Origin of the sequence: Kaistia sp. UC242_56 (assembly GCF_044452255.1) — a bacterium.
Classification (GTDB): domain Bacteria; phylum Pseudomonadota; class Alphaproteobacteria; order Rhizobiales; family Kaistiaceae; genus Kaistia; species Kaistia defluvii_A.
In genome coordinates this window covers 3,103,425-3,118,124 of record NZ_JBIOAN010000002.1, presented here as the reverse complement: position 1 = coordinate 3,118,124, position 14,700 = coordinate 3,103,425, and the positions used below count along the sequence as shown (strand labels likewise).

The 14,700-nt window shown below is 62.2% G+C and carries 14 protein-coding genes and 1 pseudogene; 10 read left to right on the top strand and 5 right to left on the bottom strand.

The window, feature by feature from the left end; translation table 11 throughout:
* Positions 1-189 precede the first annotated feature (189 nt).
* The gene (locus ACHMWQ_RS17320) at positions 190-891 is read right to left on the bottom strand and encodes a GntR family transcriptional regulator (protein ID WP_354549780.1); all 702 of its coding nucleotides are present in this window, start codon (positions 889-891) and stop codon (positions 190-192) included.
* Between the two features lie 421 nt (positions 892-1,312).
* On the opposite strand from ACHMWQ_RS17320, the gene ACHMWQ_RS17315 reads away from it, so the two are divergent.
* From ACHMWQ_RS17315 to ACHMWQ_RS17285, 7 genes and pseudogenes are all read left to right on the top strand, one after another.
* A complete protein-coding gene (locus ACHMWQ_RS17315) occupies positions 1,313-2,083 on the top strand; it encodes an SDR family oxidoreductase (RefSeq protein WP_354549778.1) in 771 nt (256 codons plus the stop codon).
* A gap of 105 nt (positions 2,084-2,188) precedes the next feature.
* A pseudogene (locus ACHMWQ_RS17310) lies at positions 2,189-3,134 on the top strand (substrate-binding domain-containing protein).
* Between the two features lie 67 nt (positions 3,135-3,201).
* Positions 3,202-4,707 carry a sugar ABC transporter ATP-binding protein gene (locus tag ACHMWQ_RS17305; protein WP_396308421.1) on the top strand — a complete coding sequence of 502 codons (1,506 nt, stop codon included), beginning with the start codon at positions 3,202-3,204 and terminating at the stop codon, positions 4,705-4,707.
* A complete protein-coding gene (locus tag ACHMWQ_RS17300; RefSeq protein ID WP_396308420.1) occupies positions 4,704-5,693 on the top strand; it encodes an ABC transporter permease in 990 nt (329 codons plus the stop codon). The genes ACHMWQ_RS17305 and ACHMWQ_RS17300 overlap by 4 nt, the downstream gene beginning before the upstream one ends.
* A gap of 28 nt (positions 5,694-5,721) precedes the next feature.
* Positions 5,722-6,492 (top strand): SDR family NAD(P)-dependent oxidoreductase, encoded by a 771-nt coding sequence (locus ACHMWQ_RS17295; RefSeq protein ID WP_396308419.1) that lies wholly within the window; start codon positions 5,722-5,724, stop codon positions 6,490-6,492.
* 33 nt (positions 6,493-6,525) lie between these two features.
* Entirely contained in the window at positions 6,526-7,617 is a 1,092-nt protein-coding gene (locus ACHMWQ_RS17290; RefSeq protein ID WP_396308418.1) for a glycerol dehydrogenase, read from the top strand.
* Between the two features lie 73 nt (positions 7,618-7,690).
* The gene (locus tag ACHMWQ_RS17285; protein WP_396308417.1) at positions 7,691-8,461 is read left to right on the top strand and encodes an L-iditol 2-dehydrogenase; all 771 of its coding nucleotides are present in this window, start codon (positions 7,691-7,693) and stop codon (positions 8,459-8,461) included.
* 96 nt (positions 8,462-8,557) lie between these two features.
* Here ACHMWQ_RS17285 and ACHMWQ_RS17280 read toward each other — a convergent pair whose 3' ends face one another.
* The 4 genes from ACHMWQ_RS17280 to ACHMWQ_RS17265 all read right to left on the bottom strand — a co-directional run bounded on the left by ACHMWQ_RS17280 (position 8,558) and on the right by ACHMWQ_RS17265 (position 12,074).
* Positions 8,558-8,692 (bottom strand): hypothetical protein, encoded by a 135-nt coding sequence (locus ACHMWQ_RS17280; RefSeq protein WP_396308416.1) that lies wholly within the window; start codon positions 8,690-8,692, stop codon positions 8,558-8,560.
* A 107-nt stretch (positions 8,693-8,799) separates the two neighbouring features.
* Positions 8,800-9,594: an SDR family NAD(P)-dependent oxidoreductase gene (locus ACHMWQ_RS17275; protein WP_396308415.1), complete on the bottom strand. Its 795-nt coding sequence runs from the start codon at positions 9,592-9,594 to the stop codon at positions 8,800-8,802.
* 38 nt (positions 9,595-9,632) lie between these two features.
* On the bottom strand, positions 9,633-11,201 hold the full coding sequence (locus ACHMWQ_RS17270) for a GMC family oxidoreductase (protein ID WP_396308414.1): 1,569 nt from the start codon (positions 11,199-11,201) through the stop codon (positions 9,633-9,635).
* 180 nt (positions 11,202-11,381) lie between these two features.
* Entirely contained in the window at positions 11,382-12,074 is a 693-nt protein-coding gene (locus ACHMWQ_RS17265; protein ID WP_396308413.1) for a GntR family transcriptional regulator, read from the bottom strand.
* A 247-nt stretch (positions 12,075-12,321) separates the two neighbouring features.
* On the opposite strand from ACHMWQ_RS17265, the gene ACHMWQ_RS17260 reads away from it, so the two are divergent.
* From ACHMWQ_RS17260 to ACHMWQ_RS17250, 3 genes are all read left to right on the top strand, one after another.
* A complete protein-coding gene (locus ACHMWQ_RS17260; protein WP_396308412.1) occupies positions 12,322-13,317 on the top strand; it encodes an iron-containing alcohol dehydrogenase in 996 nt (331 codons plus the stop codon).
* Positions 13,283-13,552: an iron-containing alcohol dehydrogenase gene (locus tag ACHMWQ_RS17255; RefSeq protein WP_396308411.1), complete on the top strand. Its 270-nt coding sequence runs from the start codon at positions 13,283-13,285 to the stop codon at positions 13,550-13,552. Before ACHMWQ_RS17260 ends, ACHMWQ_RS17255 begins: the two co-directional genes overlap by 35 nt.
* Positions 13,553-13,624: 72 nt before the next feature.
* Positions 13,625-14,653: a sugar ABC transporter substrate-binding protein gene (locus ACHMWQ_RS17250; RefSeq protein ID WP_396308410.1), complete on the top strand. Its 1,029-nt coding sequence runs from the start codon at positions 13,625-13,627 to the stop codon at positions 14,651-14,653.
* Positions 14,654-14,700: the final 47 nt, after the last annotated feature.

The following is a 14,700-nucleotide window of genomic DNA, read 5'->3' as shown; positions in this document are numbered from 1 at the left end:
CACGGCAAAGAGGACTGCGCGCCCCGAGGGAAGGGGGCTTGTCAGCCTATCTGCCCGGGGCGGCGACTGGGGAGGCGCGCCGGCTCGATGTCAGCCGATGCGCTGGTAGCGAGGGGTGCGGCAGTCAGACGGCGTTCAGGCCAAAGAGGGAGGTGAGGCCGCTTGAATTCTGCCTGGAGCGCAGTCGCCTTAGAGGCTTCGATACAAGTCGATCGTCAGCCGGGTGCGGTCCGGATGATGCCAGGACTCGTAATATTCTACGGCGACGCCGCCTTCGTCAAAGGTCGTCTCGCGATTGAAGAGCGCCTGCGCACCGGCTTCCAGGCCGAGAAGCGAGGCGACATGGCTATCCACTTTGCCGATCTCTATGAGGCGCTTGCCGGTGGAAACCGTAATGCCAAGTTCGCTGCGCAGATAATTGTAGAGTGATGTTGTCTCCAGTTCCCGGTAATGCAGCAAATCAGGAACCCGGCTATAGGGCAGGTAATTCTGCACCAGAAGCAGAACCTCGCCGTCGGCAAGACGCAGCCGTTCCAGGAAGATCGCCTTGTTGTCCCCGATCTGCTCGGCAACGTGCGCGGGCGCATCGATCAGGCGTTGCTGCAAAACCTTGGTCGTCAGCTTGAACCCGGCCTTCGCCATGCCTTCCTGCAGGGGGTCGAGTTTCTGGATAAGCGTGATGGGCACCTTGCGGTCGCGCACAAACGCCCCGCGACCGCGCTCCGTCTCGATCAACCCATCTTGCGCGAGCGACAGCAAAGCCTGACGGACAACGCTGCGCGACACGTCGTATTCGGCGCACAACTCATGTTCGGAGGGCAATTTGGCCCCAACCGCGAGTTGCCCAGCCCGGATCTGCTCTTTGAGAAGCCCGGCGAGCTGGAAGTACAAGGGTATTGGAGTCGTGCGATCTATCAACGTGTTGACCTAGTCATGCATCATGTACGCCTATCATACTAAGCTCGAAACCGTGCCGGTTCAATGCAGAACTGGTAGGCGATCCCTGGCGAATCCCGTGGAAACACAACAGTTTTACAGTCCGACACCGCTTGGTGTCTGCTTGTGCAATCCTATAAGCGAGAAGGGCGACCAGGGTTGCCCTTGTAGGCTGTACGTACAGGTTAGTTGATGGCATCCCCGGCCTTAGTCGGCAGGTCGGCAGGCTCATTACTCCACGCCACCGATCTCCAAGACGCGAGAATAAGCGCTTGATTTGCCGATAAAGATGTACGTACATACGAACATAATGTTATCCGGGTCTCATGCGATAATCCGACCACGGCGATCTCAAGACAACTGGGGGAGTGGTAGCGTGTATCTCGATCGGTTCCGGGTTGATGGGCAGCTTGCGGTGGTTACGGGTGGTGGACGCGGCATAGGCCTGGCGAGCGCCGAGGCGCTTGGTGAGGCAGGCGCACGCCTGGCCCTGATCGAGCGCGACCCGTTGTTGCTGGAAGAGGCGGCGACGGCGTTGCGAGCCAAGGGCTACGACGTCTCGGTGCATGAAGGCGATGTCACCAATGCCGCTCGCATGCAGGAAATCGCGGACGAACTCGCGGCGCGTGGCGGCGCATCAATCCTGGTGAACAATGCCGGCATTGCTCTGAGCGACATTCCCGCCGAGGACATGGAAGACGAGCGCTGGCTCAAGGTCATCGACGTCAATCTGAACGGCGTCTACTGGTGCAGCCGCGCCTTTGGCCGTCACATGCTGACAGCGCGTCGCGGCTCAATCGTAAATGTCGGCTCGATGTCTGGCTTCATCGTGAACCGCCCGCAGCCGCAGGCTCACTACAACGCTTCCAAGGCTGCCGTGCATCATTTGACGCGTTCCCTCGCGGCTGAGTGGGCGGCGCGCGGCGTGCGGGTCAATGCGGTCGCGCCGACCTATATCGAGACCCCGCTCAACGCACTGGTCGAGAACAACAAGCCGATGCTCGATCGCTGGATCGACTCGACGCCCATGGCGAGGATGGGAAAAGACTTTGAAGTCGCGAGCGTCATTCTTTTTCTGGCTTCCGAAGCTGCCAGTCTGATGACCGGGTCGATCGTCCAAGTAGACGGCGGCTATACGGCCTGGTGATACGGCCTTTTCGGAGGGGATGGGGTGAGGGGTTTCGGGGACGCCTGACGTTTCCGAAAGGCTAAATAACTGGAGGAAACAATGAAGAATACGTTCAGAATTCTCATGTCTGGCGCTGCGCTCTTGCTTTGCCTGACGCCGGCGGCGATGGCGGCCGACTGCAAGGTCGGGCTGACGATGCCGTCGCTCAACGCGCCCTATTTCGCGGCGCAGGTTGCGGCCGTGGAGGCCGCGGCCAAGGAAAAGGGCTGTGAAATCACGACGGCCGATAGCCAGAGCGATTTTTCCAAGCAGATCAGCGACATCGAGGACATGGTCGCGAAGGGCGTCCAGATCCTGATCGTCAATCCTCGTGATCAGGAAGCACTTGTCGCCACCGTCGATGCCGCCTCCAAGGCAGGCGTCAAGGTCGTGGTGATGGACTCGACCCCTGAATCCCAAGGCCAATGTGATCACGCAGGTCCGCTCGTCCAGCGACGAGAACGGTCGTCTTGTCGGTGACTGGATCGCCAAGAAGATGAAGGGCACGCCGATCAAGATGCTTCTGCTTTCAGGCAACCAGGGCAATCCCGGCGGACTTGAGCGTCGCATGGGTGTCGTCAAGGGCATCGTCGAAGGACAGCTCGTGAATGAGGGCGCCGTGAACCTGCAGATTCTAGGGCAGGGCTGGGGCGACTGGGCCACCGATGGCGGCCTGAAGGCTGCCGAGGATCTGCTCCAGGCGCATCCGGACGCCAATCTGATCGTCGGCGAGAACGATTCCATGGTTCTCGGCGCGGCTCAGGCGGTCAAGGCGGCTGGCCTGAAGGACATTCTCCTTACCGCAGCCGCCGACGGCCAGCGCGAAGCCTTGGAAATGATCAAGGACGGCACGTATGGCGCGACAGGCCTGAACGATCCGGATCTGGTTGGCCGCACGGCGTTCGACATCGGCTACAAGGCATTCAAGGGCGAGCTTCCGTCCAATCTTCCGAAGCTTTATCTGACCCCGGCCGATGTGATCTCCAAGGATAACGTCGACAAGTACTACAATCCCAAATCCGTATTCTGATTGGATTTATTGCAATAGAGAGGCACCGAAGGGTAACGCCTTCGGCGCCGCTTCTTTGAGTGGTGACATGTCCGTTCTCGTGAGCCTCAGCGCCATCAAGAAGAATTTCGGCGGCGTTCAGGCGCTGAAAGGGATCGACTTCGACCTCCGGCAGGGCGAGGTTCATGCACTGGTCGGTGAAAACGGCGCCGGCAAGTCGACACTGATGCGCGTGCTGGCCGGCGAGACGACGCCGTCGTCCGGTTCCATCAGCCTGTTCGGCAAGCCGGTGGAGTTCTCCGGGCCGCATGATGCAACGTCACATGGTATTTCGGTCATCCATCAGGAACTGGCGCTGGCGCCGGACCTGACGGTGGCCGAGAACATCTTCCTCGGCCGCCTGCCGAAATTCGTCAATCATCGTGCTCTGCGGCGCGATGCGCATGATCTGATCCACAAGCTTGGCTTCAACATCGATCCCGCCATCCAGGTCGGGAGCTTGACCGTTGCGCACCAGCAGGTCGTCGAGATTGCCAAGGCGCTCTCCAACAATTCGCGCATCATCGTCTTCGACGAGCCGACTGCCGTGCTCGCAGGCAGCGATGCCGAGCGGCTGCTCGATATCATTCGCGAGTTGCGCGCGGCCGGCACGGGTATCGTCTACATCTCGCATCGATTGAACGAGGTCTTTGAACTCTCCGATCGCATCACGGTCATGAAGGACGGCTCGCACGTCGAAACCCTGGACACGGCGGATGCGAGCATCGACCAGATCATCTCTGACATGGTCGGGCGCCGAATGGATGCTCTCTTTCCTTCCAAGCTTGGCCGCGAGGCTGGCGAGCTTGTCCTGGAGGCCAGGAATGTGTCGCTCGGACGAAAAGTGCGCGACGTCAGTTTCTCCATCCGCGCCGGTGAAGTCGTCGGACTAGGCGGCTTGGTCGGGTCCGGCCGCACGGAAGTCGCGCGGGTCCTCTTTGGCGCCGATCGCGCGAAGTCTGGTTCGATCCTGGTTCGTGGGAAGCCGACCCGGTTGCATTCGCCGGGGGATGGGGTGCGCGCCAGCATCGGCCTCGTTCCCGAAGACCGGAAAATGCAGGGTGTCATCCTGGATGCGCCGATCCGGGTCAATTGCACGCTCGCCAAGTTGAGAAGCGTCACGCGCCTGGGCTTTCTGAACGTCCGCAAGGAGCGCCGGATCGCGACGAAGCTGGGCGCTTCGATGCGCCTGAAGGCCGCCAATGTGGATGCACCCGTTTCGAACCTGTCGGGCGGCAACCAGCAGAAGGTTGCGCTCGCGAAGTGGTTCCACGCCGATTGCGAGCTCCTGATCCTCGACGAGCCGACGCGCGGCGTCGATGTCGGCGCCAAGAGCGAGATTTACACGATCATCAATGATCTGGCGAAATCGGGAAAAGCAGTCCTCGTCATCTCCTCCGAGCATCAGGAACTCTTCGGCATCTGCGACCGGATCCTGGTCATGGCGGAAGGTGCGATCGTGGGCGAACTGAATGCGGGTGAATTCACCGAGGAACGTCTTTTGACCTTGGCGATGACGCGAACGGAAAAGAATAACGATGAGGCAATAGCATGAGCGCTTCCGGAACCTTGCCCTCGTCGGCATCGCGCAATTCCCGACTGGTCGAGATCGTTCGCAACTACGGAACCGTCGGAATTTTCCTCGTGCTCATGGTGGTTGCGTCGTTCTGGTCGGACGCCTTCCTGACCGAGCGGAACCTCATGAACGTTGCCCGTCAGGTCGCATCCGGCCATGGCATCATGGCTGTCGGCATGCTGTTCGTCGTGCTGACGCGGGGTATCGACTTGTCCGTCGGCTCCGTGGCGGCGGTGGGCGCGGTACTGAGCGCCTATCTGATTGCGACGATGGGGTTCAGCCTCCCGGTCACGATCCTGCTCGTGCTACTGTCCGGTGTCGTCTCGGGCACGGTGACGGGGTTTTTCGTCGCTTACATGAAGCTTCCTTCCTTTGTTATTTCGCTCGCGATGATGGCCATCGCTCGCGGAGTTTCACTGATCCTGAGCGCCGGTCGTCCGATCACGATTGGCCCAAGCGGTTCGGCGCTGGTCGACTTCGGCAGCGGCTTCTTCCTGGGCGTTCCACAACCCGTCGTGCTGATGCTCATCATCTTTGCCATCGGCGGCGCGGTGCTGACCTTCACCAGCTTCGGACGTATCGTCACCGCCATCGGCTCGAACGAGGAGGCCGTGCGTCTCTCCGGCGTGCCGGTCCGGCGGTACATTCTCGCGGTCTATGTCATCAGCGGTGTGCTGGCATCGGTTGCGGGTATCGTGGCGGCTGCCCGTACTGGGATTGGCACCCCGCAAGTCGGCGTCGGTGCCGAGCTCAACGTTATCGCGGCTGTGGTGATCGGCGGCGCAAGCCTGATGGGCGGGCGCGGCGGCATGTTCAACACGCTGCTCGGCGCGCTCATTCTCGGCATCATCACCAACATCATGAACCTCGCGGGCGTCCCGGGATACCACCAGAACGTCTATCTCGGGCTGATCATCATTCTGGCGATGCTGATCCAGTTTGTTACGGCGCGCGGACGCCAGTGACGGAAACCCATGAGAGGAGGAGGCCAGGATGTCCCTGACGGATCTTGTGACGACTTTTCAACGAGACCTTTTCGCGGGCCGAACGGTTCTGGTCTGCGGCGCGACCAGCGGCATCGGCCTCGCCATTGCACAGGGCTTTGCCGCGCTCGGCGCTGATGTTGTCGCGGCGGGATCCAGCCAGGCGAAGATCGACGCCGAGAAGGCGCGTCCCGACAATGCCAACCTGCGCTTTGCGGTGCTCGACGTGCGGAGCAGCGACGATGTGAAGGCATTTGCGGCGACGTTCGACCGGCTGGATGTTCTGGTCAACGCGCAGGGCATCGGCCGTGGCGAGGCCGAGCATCAGGAAGCCGTGTTCCTGGATGTCATCGACGTCAATCTCAACAGCGTCATGCGCTTGAGTTCGACATTCCGCGATCATCTGAAGGCGACGCGGGGATCGATCGTAAACATCACTTCGATGTTAAGCTATCTGGTCGAGCCGGAAGTGCCCGCCTACACGGCCAGCAAGACTGGTTTGCTTGGCCTGACCCGCGCCCTCGCGCATGCGTACGGCCCCGATGGCGTGCGAGTGAACGCGATCTCGCCCGGCTATCACAAGACGGCCATGACGCGCGGCCTTTGGAGCGTCGAGAAGAGCCACGATCTGATTGCGGATCACTCGGCGCTGAAGCGGTGGGGCACGGTCGATGATCTTGTCGGCGCGGCACTCTTCCTGGCGAGCCCTGCAGCGGGCTTCATCACCGGCGCTGATCTGCCCGTCGATGGCGGATATGTCTGCGGAAACACAATACGCTGATCTGGCCAAGGGCCGCACTGTTGGGAGGTTGTCGTGTCTCGATCCTTTGGTTCACCCAGCCGCTATATTCAGCGCTGCGGCGAGATCGCCCGCCTTGGCGAGCATCTCGCGCTACTCGGCAAGAAGCCACTGTTTCTGATAGACGGATTTCTTTTCGACACCCTGTCGACGAAGATCGCCGCCGGGCTTGGCGAAGATGTTGAGGCGCGCTTCGAAAAATTCGGTGGCGAGTGCAGCAATCAGGAGATCGCTCGCATTACCGGGTTAGTGGCCGAGCATGGGGCCGACGTCGTTGTCGGCGTCGGTGGCGGCAAGACGCTCGACACGGCCAAGATGGCCGCGCACCAGAACCATGCCCGCATGATAGCGGTGCCGACGATTGCCTCCACCGACGCGCCGACAAGCGCTGTCGTCGTGGTTTATTCGCCCGACGGCGTGCTGGAGATGGCGCACAATCTGCCACGTAATCCTGACCTGGTGCTTGTAGATCCTGAATTGATCGTCGCTGCGCCGGTCCGCTTTCTCGTCGCCGGCATAGGCGACGCTCTGTCGACCTGGTTCGAGGCGCGCGCCAATATCGAGGCGGGGACCGACAACTACATTTCCGGGGGCTTCCCGGCCACGCAGGCGGCGCGAGCGATCGCACGCCATTGTCATTGGGTGGTCATGGAGCAGGCGTTGAAGGCGAAGACGGCGGCCGAGGCGGGGGTCGTGACGACGGCCGTCGAAGACATCATCGAGGCCAATACGCTGCTGAGCGGCCTCGGATTCGAGAACTGCGGTGTATCCGCCGCCCATGGTATCCATGATGCCCTGACGGTGGTGCATGACGTGCATGGCATGCTGCATGGCGAGAAGGTCGCGTTCGGCGTTATTTGCCTGCTTGTGCTCGAGAACCGTCCGAAGGCCGAGATCGACGAAGCGATCGCCTTCTGCCAGAGCCTGGGGCTGCCGACGACCTTGGCCGGACTGCAGATCACCGAGGATGTCTCGGCCAAGGTTGACCAGATCGCCGAGGCTGCCGTGAAAGGCAAGATCACGTATGCCACACGCGCGACTGTCGGCGTGCGGGAGATCCGCGCCGCTATTCTCACGGCGGATGCTCTGGGTCGGGCAGCCTCATAGCGGCTCGCATTGTCTTGCCAGGACGGCCGGACAGGTCTCTCCCTGCGACGTATCCAAATGCTTTGGAGGCAGAATGAAGCTCCAGGGAAAAGTGGCGATCGTGACGGGCGGCGCGCGGGGTATCGGCGCCGCGATTGTCAGGGCCTATGTGGCGCAGGGCGCCAAGGTCGTCATCGCGGATATCGAGGCTGAACTGGCCTGTGATCTTGCTAGCGAGCTTGGCGACGCCGCCATGTCGACACCGCTCGATGTTCGCGACACGAACTCCATCCAGTCGGTATTGGCAACGACTGCGACACACTTTGGCGGCGTTGATATTCTGGTCAACAATGCCGGCGTCTTCGACATGGCGCCGCTTGGCGAAATCACGCCGGAGATGTATCGGCGCCAGTTCGACGTCAATGTCGGGGGCCTGATCTTCATGACCCAGGGCGCCGCCCAGATCATGCGGTCTCGGGGGCAGGGAGGCGTCGTGATCAATATCTCGTCCCAGGCCGGGCGGCGCGGCGAGGCAAATGTCATTTTGTATTGCGCGGCCAAGGCCGCCGTTATCAGCATCACCCAATCGATGGCGCTCGAGCTGATCCAGGACGGCATCCGCGTCAACGCGATCGCCCCGGGCGTCGTCGATACGCCGATGTGGGATCGGGTCGACGCGCTGTTTGCGAAGTATGAGGGCCGGCCGATCGGCGAGAAAAAGAGATTGGTGGGAGAGGCGGTCCCGGCTGGGCGGATGGGAGACCCATCCGATTTCGCGGGGCCTGCCGTTTTCCTCGCCTCGGACGACTCCGCCTACATCGTTGCGCAGACGCTGAACGTGGATGGCGGTAACTGGATGAGCTAGATCTAACTGGATTGGGAGGTTACCTAGGGTAACCGTCGACGGCTCGCCGGGTGTGCCGTTGCGTCGGGGGCTCACTGCCCTCCATTAGGGCTCGCTTTAATGGTCGGTCGGCCGCAGGCTGTCCCAGAAGAACCCGTCGAAAATGGCGAGCGCCGAGTCGCCAAGCGGCGCGACGTAGCGACCGATATCGGCGATGACATCAGGGCCCTGGACATAGCGCAGGTCCCCCATAGCCTCGTTGAGACATGGCGAATACTCCAGTGTTGTGGAATTTGGGGATGTTTTGAGGGGGCGGACCGGAAGGGGGAGGAGGCTTCCGGCCCGGCTGGCGGGCTACGCTAGCGGAGCGTCAGGCCGCCATCGACGGTGACGATCTCGCCGGTGGTGAACGATGCGGCGTCACTGGCGAGATAGACGACCGAGCCGGCCAGTTCGTCGACCGTGCCGATCCGATTCATGACCGCGCCCTGGGCCCAATGGTTGGCGACGACGTCGGGATGCTCTCGCAAAACTTCCTCGGTGAGTTCGGTCATGATGTAGCCCGGCGCCAGCGCGTTGACGCGGATGTTGTGCTCGGCCCATTCCGTGGCGAGGCATTTGGTCAGCATGTGCACCGCCGCCTTCGACACATTGTAGGCCGCATGGCGGAACGGCCAGTTGACGATCCGACCCGACATCGAGCCGATATTGATGATCGAGCCGCTTTTCTGCGCGATCATCATCTTGCCGATCGCCTGGCTCACCAGGAAGACGCCGTCGAGATTGACGTTCAGCGTCTGGCGCCACTGCTCCAGCGGATAATCCTCGGCATTGCCCGGCAGTACGATGCCGGCATTGTTGACGAGGATGTCGGCTCGGCCCCAGCGCGCCGCGACCTCGGCTGCGAGTCGCTCGACATCGGCGGGAACCGAAACATCGGCCTGGATGGCGAAGCTGTCGCCGCCTTCAACGTTCAGCTCGTCGGCAAGGCTGCGCGCCAGATCGATCGACGAGCGCACCACGATGGCGACATCGGCGCCCTGCGCAGCCAGTGCCTCGGTCAGGGCGCGGCCGATGCCGCGCGAACCGCCGGTGACGATGGCTTTGCGGCCGGTGAGGTCGAACAAGCGCGTATAGTCCCGCTTTGCGGACATGGTTGTTTCCTCCAGAGACAGTTTTTGACGGGGACGCCCTATGCGGCGGCTCTTCCGTCGGCGGGATGGGGCGTGGCGGCAACCGTCTCGCCGAACTCCTTCAAGAGGTGTTCGCCTGTGCGCAGTGCCTGCGCCACGATCGTCAGCGACGGGTTGAAGCCGGTCGAGGACGGCAGGAACGAAGCATCGACGACATAGAGATTGTCGACGTCCCAGACCTTGCAATTGGTGTCGAGCACGGAGGTGGCGGGGTCCTTGCCAAAGCGGGCCGTGCCGCATTGATGCATCGCCACGGTGATATCCATCTTCTGGGTGATGATGATCGGATAGCCGAGCGAGCGCATGTGGCGGGTCCAGACCTTCACCAGTTCCCCATGCGATTTCAGATTGTTCTCGGTATAGGCGACGCGGATCTTGCCGTCGGGATCGACGCTGACGCGGTTGTTGGGATCGGGCAGGTCTTCCGACATCAGCCACCAGTCGACGCTGCGTTCGGAAAACAGTGCCATGAGTGCCTCGGGTATCCAGCGCAGGTTCGCCGTCAGCATCCCGGCCTGCAGCTTGCCGAGCCCCTGGATGTTGCCGAGCGGGTAGGGGCGCTCCTTGTTGGCGAGATAGTAGTCATTGATCGCCATCGACTTCTGAAATGTGACGCCGTTCTTCTTGAACGGCGAAACGGCCATCATCGCCGTGTTGTTGTGGGCCATGTAGTTGCGGCCGAGCTGGTCGGACGTGTTGTTGCCGAGGCCATTCGGGTGCTTCGCATTGGCCGAGCGCAGGAGCAGCGCCGAGGAGTTGATCGCACCGGCGGACGAGATGAAGATCTTGCCCGCGATGGTGCGGACCTGGCCCTCATGCTCCAACTCGACGGAAACGACCCGCTTGCCGCTGGGATCGGTGATCAGCCGCCGCACATAGGTTTCGGTGACGAGCGTCACGCCGCCCTTGGCGAGCGCCGGATTGACCAGCCGGACTTCGGCGTCGCCCTTCGCGCCAATCTTGCAGGCAAAACCGTCGCACGTCTTGCAGCGGATGCAGGTGCCACCTGGGTGATAGTCGATGGCAATCGGCAGCGGGAACGGATGCAGTCCCTTCTCGCGCAGCTTCTTTTCGAAGAAGGCGATCTCAGGTTCATGGCCGATAGCGGGGAAGGGCATGGGACCGCTGCGGGGTGGCTCGATCGGGTCGATGCCGGCCTCGCCATGCGTGCCCATCAGCTTTTCGGCACGGGCGTAGTACGGCTCGAATTCGGCATAGGAAACCGGCCATGCGGGAGCGATGCCTGCTTCGTGCTGCAGGTCTTCGAAATCCTCCTTGCGGAATCGCACGGTGGCGGCGCCGAAGAACTTCGAGTTGCCGCCGACATAGTAATAGGTGCCGGGGTTGAACAGCGCGCCGTTCTTGTCGCGCCATTGTTCCTTAGCGGCGTATTTGCGCTTGTGGAAGACGGCGTCGACGCTCCAATTGTCCGCCTCGCGAGGAAGCCGGGTGCCGCGCTCGATCATCAGGATGTTACGGCCGGGCGCGGCCAGCGTGTTGGCAAGCGCGCCGCCGCCGACACCGGCACCGATGATGACGATGTCGTAGCTGTCTTTGAGATCGCTCATATCTTTCCTCTGCCTGGATGCCGGCTCTGATTTGCGGGGTGACCGGCTTCCAAGTTCCTCCTCACATCACGGCGCCGACTTGGGGCACGAATTCATTGTCCCCGTCGTCGTGGATATTGCTCAGCGTCTTCTCGCCCGCGGCCGTTGCCAGAAGCCGGCCGCTTCGGGGGCTATCGAGCATCAAAGTTCCTTGGGCTTGAAGAATTTGCCGTCTTCGTACATCGCGCTCATCACGGCGAAGGACGCATCGAGATGGATCTTCATCGCGAGCTCGGCCTGGTCGGCGTTTCGCCGCTCCAGCGCGCGGACGATGGCAGCGTGCTGTTCCGTTACCTCGGCCAGATGGCCCGGCACCGGCGCGCTCAGTTGGCGCATCCGGTCGAGATGCGCCTTGACCAGATTGATGAACTTCCACATCCGCGGATAGCGGCTGATTTCCGCGATGGTCGAGTGGAAGGCGTCGTCGACGACGATGTAATCGCTGAGCGCGTCGCGCCGCAGAATGTCGCGCATCTCCGCGATCAGCGCATCCAGTCGGGCGATCTGCGGATCGGTGACGAATTGCGTCGCCCGGCGAATGCTCTCGATTTCCAGCGCTCGGCGGATGACGAAGCCTTCCTCCGCCACCTCGTAGGAGATCTTGCTGACATAGGTTCCGGAATGCGGAAACACGTCGACGAGATCTTCATCGACGAGCCGCTTCAGCGCTTCGCGCACAGGCGTCCGCGATACGCCGAACTGCGCGCACAGCTCCTTTTCGGAGATCGCGGCGCCGGGAACCATGGCAAGGCGAACGATCGCTTCGCGTAGCAACCCATATATCTGCTCGGCCTTTTGGATCGGCCGATCATTGATGATTTTTGGCGAATTCAAGGGAATTTTCCCGATATTCATTGGGTTTCCCCTAACTTTGGAGGGGTGTTGACATCGTGGAATTAGTCTGGCTTCAATAACTCATATATCGGTTGGCGAAGCAAGCGCGTTTTCGCGACGGGCACGACAAGACGGGGGAGCAAGCCGGTCGTTGTCGTCGCCCGTTGAGCCGCATGGTTCGACGGAGGCCGAGAAGCGGAGGAAAGAGTGAGATCGGCCGGCATCCCGCCGGCCCCGAAGATGCGTCATGCCCGAACGGGTGGCGCCCCGAGAATCCGAACATGAAGCGGTACCGAACGTGGCCCGTATGGGCTGCGAGCGGGTCTGCTTATCCAGAATTCCAGCACCCGAGAGCATGTCCGCGATGGCCCTGATTACCTATCTGACCCGTATCGAGTTCGACGAAGGCGCGGTGGCGAAGCTTCCGTCGATTCTGGAAGGGCTCAAGGTCGCGCGTCCGCTGATCGTCACCGATCGCGGGCTGGTCGCTACCGGGCTTGTCGACCGGGTTTTGGCGCTGTTTCCGACCCGTCCGACGGTCTTTCAGGACACTCCGGCGAACCCCACCGAAACGGCGGTACTTGCCGCTGCCGATCTCTATCGCGAAGCGGGTTGCGACGGCATTGTCGGCCTCGGCGGCGGATCGTCGATCGATCTCGCCAAGGCGGTGCGGCTGCTTTCCGGTCACGAGGGTCCGCTTGCGCAATATACCGCCGTCGAGGGCGGTGCTGCGAAGATCCACGGCAATATCTGTCCGATGGTGGCCGTGCCCACCACGTCGGGCACCGGCTCCGAGGTTGGCCGTGCCGCGGTCATTATCACCGCCGAGGGCCGCAAGCTCGGCATCGTCAGCCCGCACATGCTGCCTTCGGTTGCGCTCTGCGATCCGGAGCTGACCTATGGCCTCCCGCCTTATCTGACGGCGGCGACCGGCATGGATGCTCTGTCGCACTGTCTCGAAACCTACATGGCCCCCTCGATCAATCCGCCGGCTGACGCCATCGCGATCGATGGTCTCAAGCGCGGCATGGGATCGATCCGCCAAGCCGTGGCTGACGGTTCCGACCGCCGCGCGCGCTGGGAAATGATGATGTGCGCGCTGGAAGGGGCGATGGCGTTCCAGAAGGGCCTCGGTGCGGTCCATGCGCTGACCCCATCCGCTTGGCGCGGTGCGCGAGCTGAACCTGCATCACGGTACGCTCAACGCCGTGCTGACCCCCGCCGTACTGCGCTTCAACCGTGACGTGATCGGCGCGAAGTGGGGCGTGCTGGCGGAAATCCTCGGCGGCGAACCGGATGTCGTGATGGCGGAGCTCTCGGCCTCGATCGGCCTGCCGTCCGGCCTCGATGCCATGGGCGTTACCGAAGCGATGATGGAGCGCGTCGCGGGCGAGGCCCTCAAGGATCATTGCCACGGCACCAATCCGCGGCTCGCCAGCCGCGAAGAATATCTCGATCTGCTGCACCAGTCGCGCTGAACGGCGGGTGATCTGAACTGCGGCATCGGCCCGAAGAGGCTGATTTCGATCTCAATCTGGGAGGAAGAGACCATGACGACATTCGAAGAAGACAGCAGCCCGCAAGCCGCCCGCCTGCGCCTGTCCCGCCGCGGCTTCCTGAGCGGAGCCGCCGCCCTGACCGTCGCCGCGGCGCTGGCTCGTCCAGGCCGTGCCTATGCGCAGGATGCGCAGTTCTGCGCCTCGCTCGGCTGGACCGTCTGGGAATCCGGCCGCCATATCGTCAGCGGATATCAGGACGCGATCAGCCGCCTTGGCGGGACGCTGACCATCGCCGACGCCAATTACGACGTGAAGAAGCAGGCCGACCAGATTGCTGCCTTCGTGGCGTCGAAGCCGGCTGCGATCTTCATCACCCCGGCCGACGCGGCCGCGATTGCTCCGGCCGTGCAGGCTGCGGTTGCTTCCGGCGTGCCGATCTTCTGCGGCGACAGCTATGTGCCGAACACCACGGTCACTTCGACGGCGATGTCGAACAATTTCGGTCTCGGTGCTTATGGCGCGCAGTACATCGTCGATCGACTGAAGGGCAAGGGCAAGGTCGCCCTCGTCAGTCTGCCGTCGAATGAATCGTGGGACCAGCGCACGCTGGGTGCCAAATCTGTCTTCGTCCGCTACCCGGACATCCAGGTCGTCTATGAGATCGCCTTCGCCCTCGGCGGTACGACGACGCCACGCCAGGTCGTTGACAACATCCTGACTGCCAACGCGGAACTGGACGCGATCTGGTGTGCCTGGGACGGCGCGGCCTCGGAGGGCACGCTCGCTATCAAGGCGGCTGGCCGCGACACCTTCATCACGGGCATCGACGGCGGCCAGCAGTCGTTCGAATACATCCAGGCGGGCTCGCCATTCGCGCTGACCATGGCGCAGAGCTTCTACGAGATGGCCTTCATGAACGCGTTCTACGCCCATGAGGTCATCGCCGGACGCAAGGCGCCGCGCTTCGTCATTACGCCGTCCTACGCCGTCACGCAGGAGAGCCTCGCCGACATCGAGATCCCGGACAACTACGACCAGCCCGGCGAAGCCGCCAAGCTCGGCTGGCAGCGCGCTCTCTGATCTATCGGCGCGGCGGCTGGCAGTCGCCGCGCCCCTATTCTCGAAGA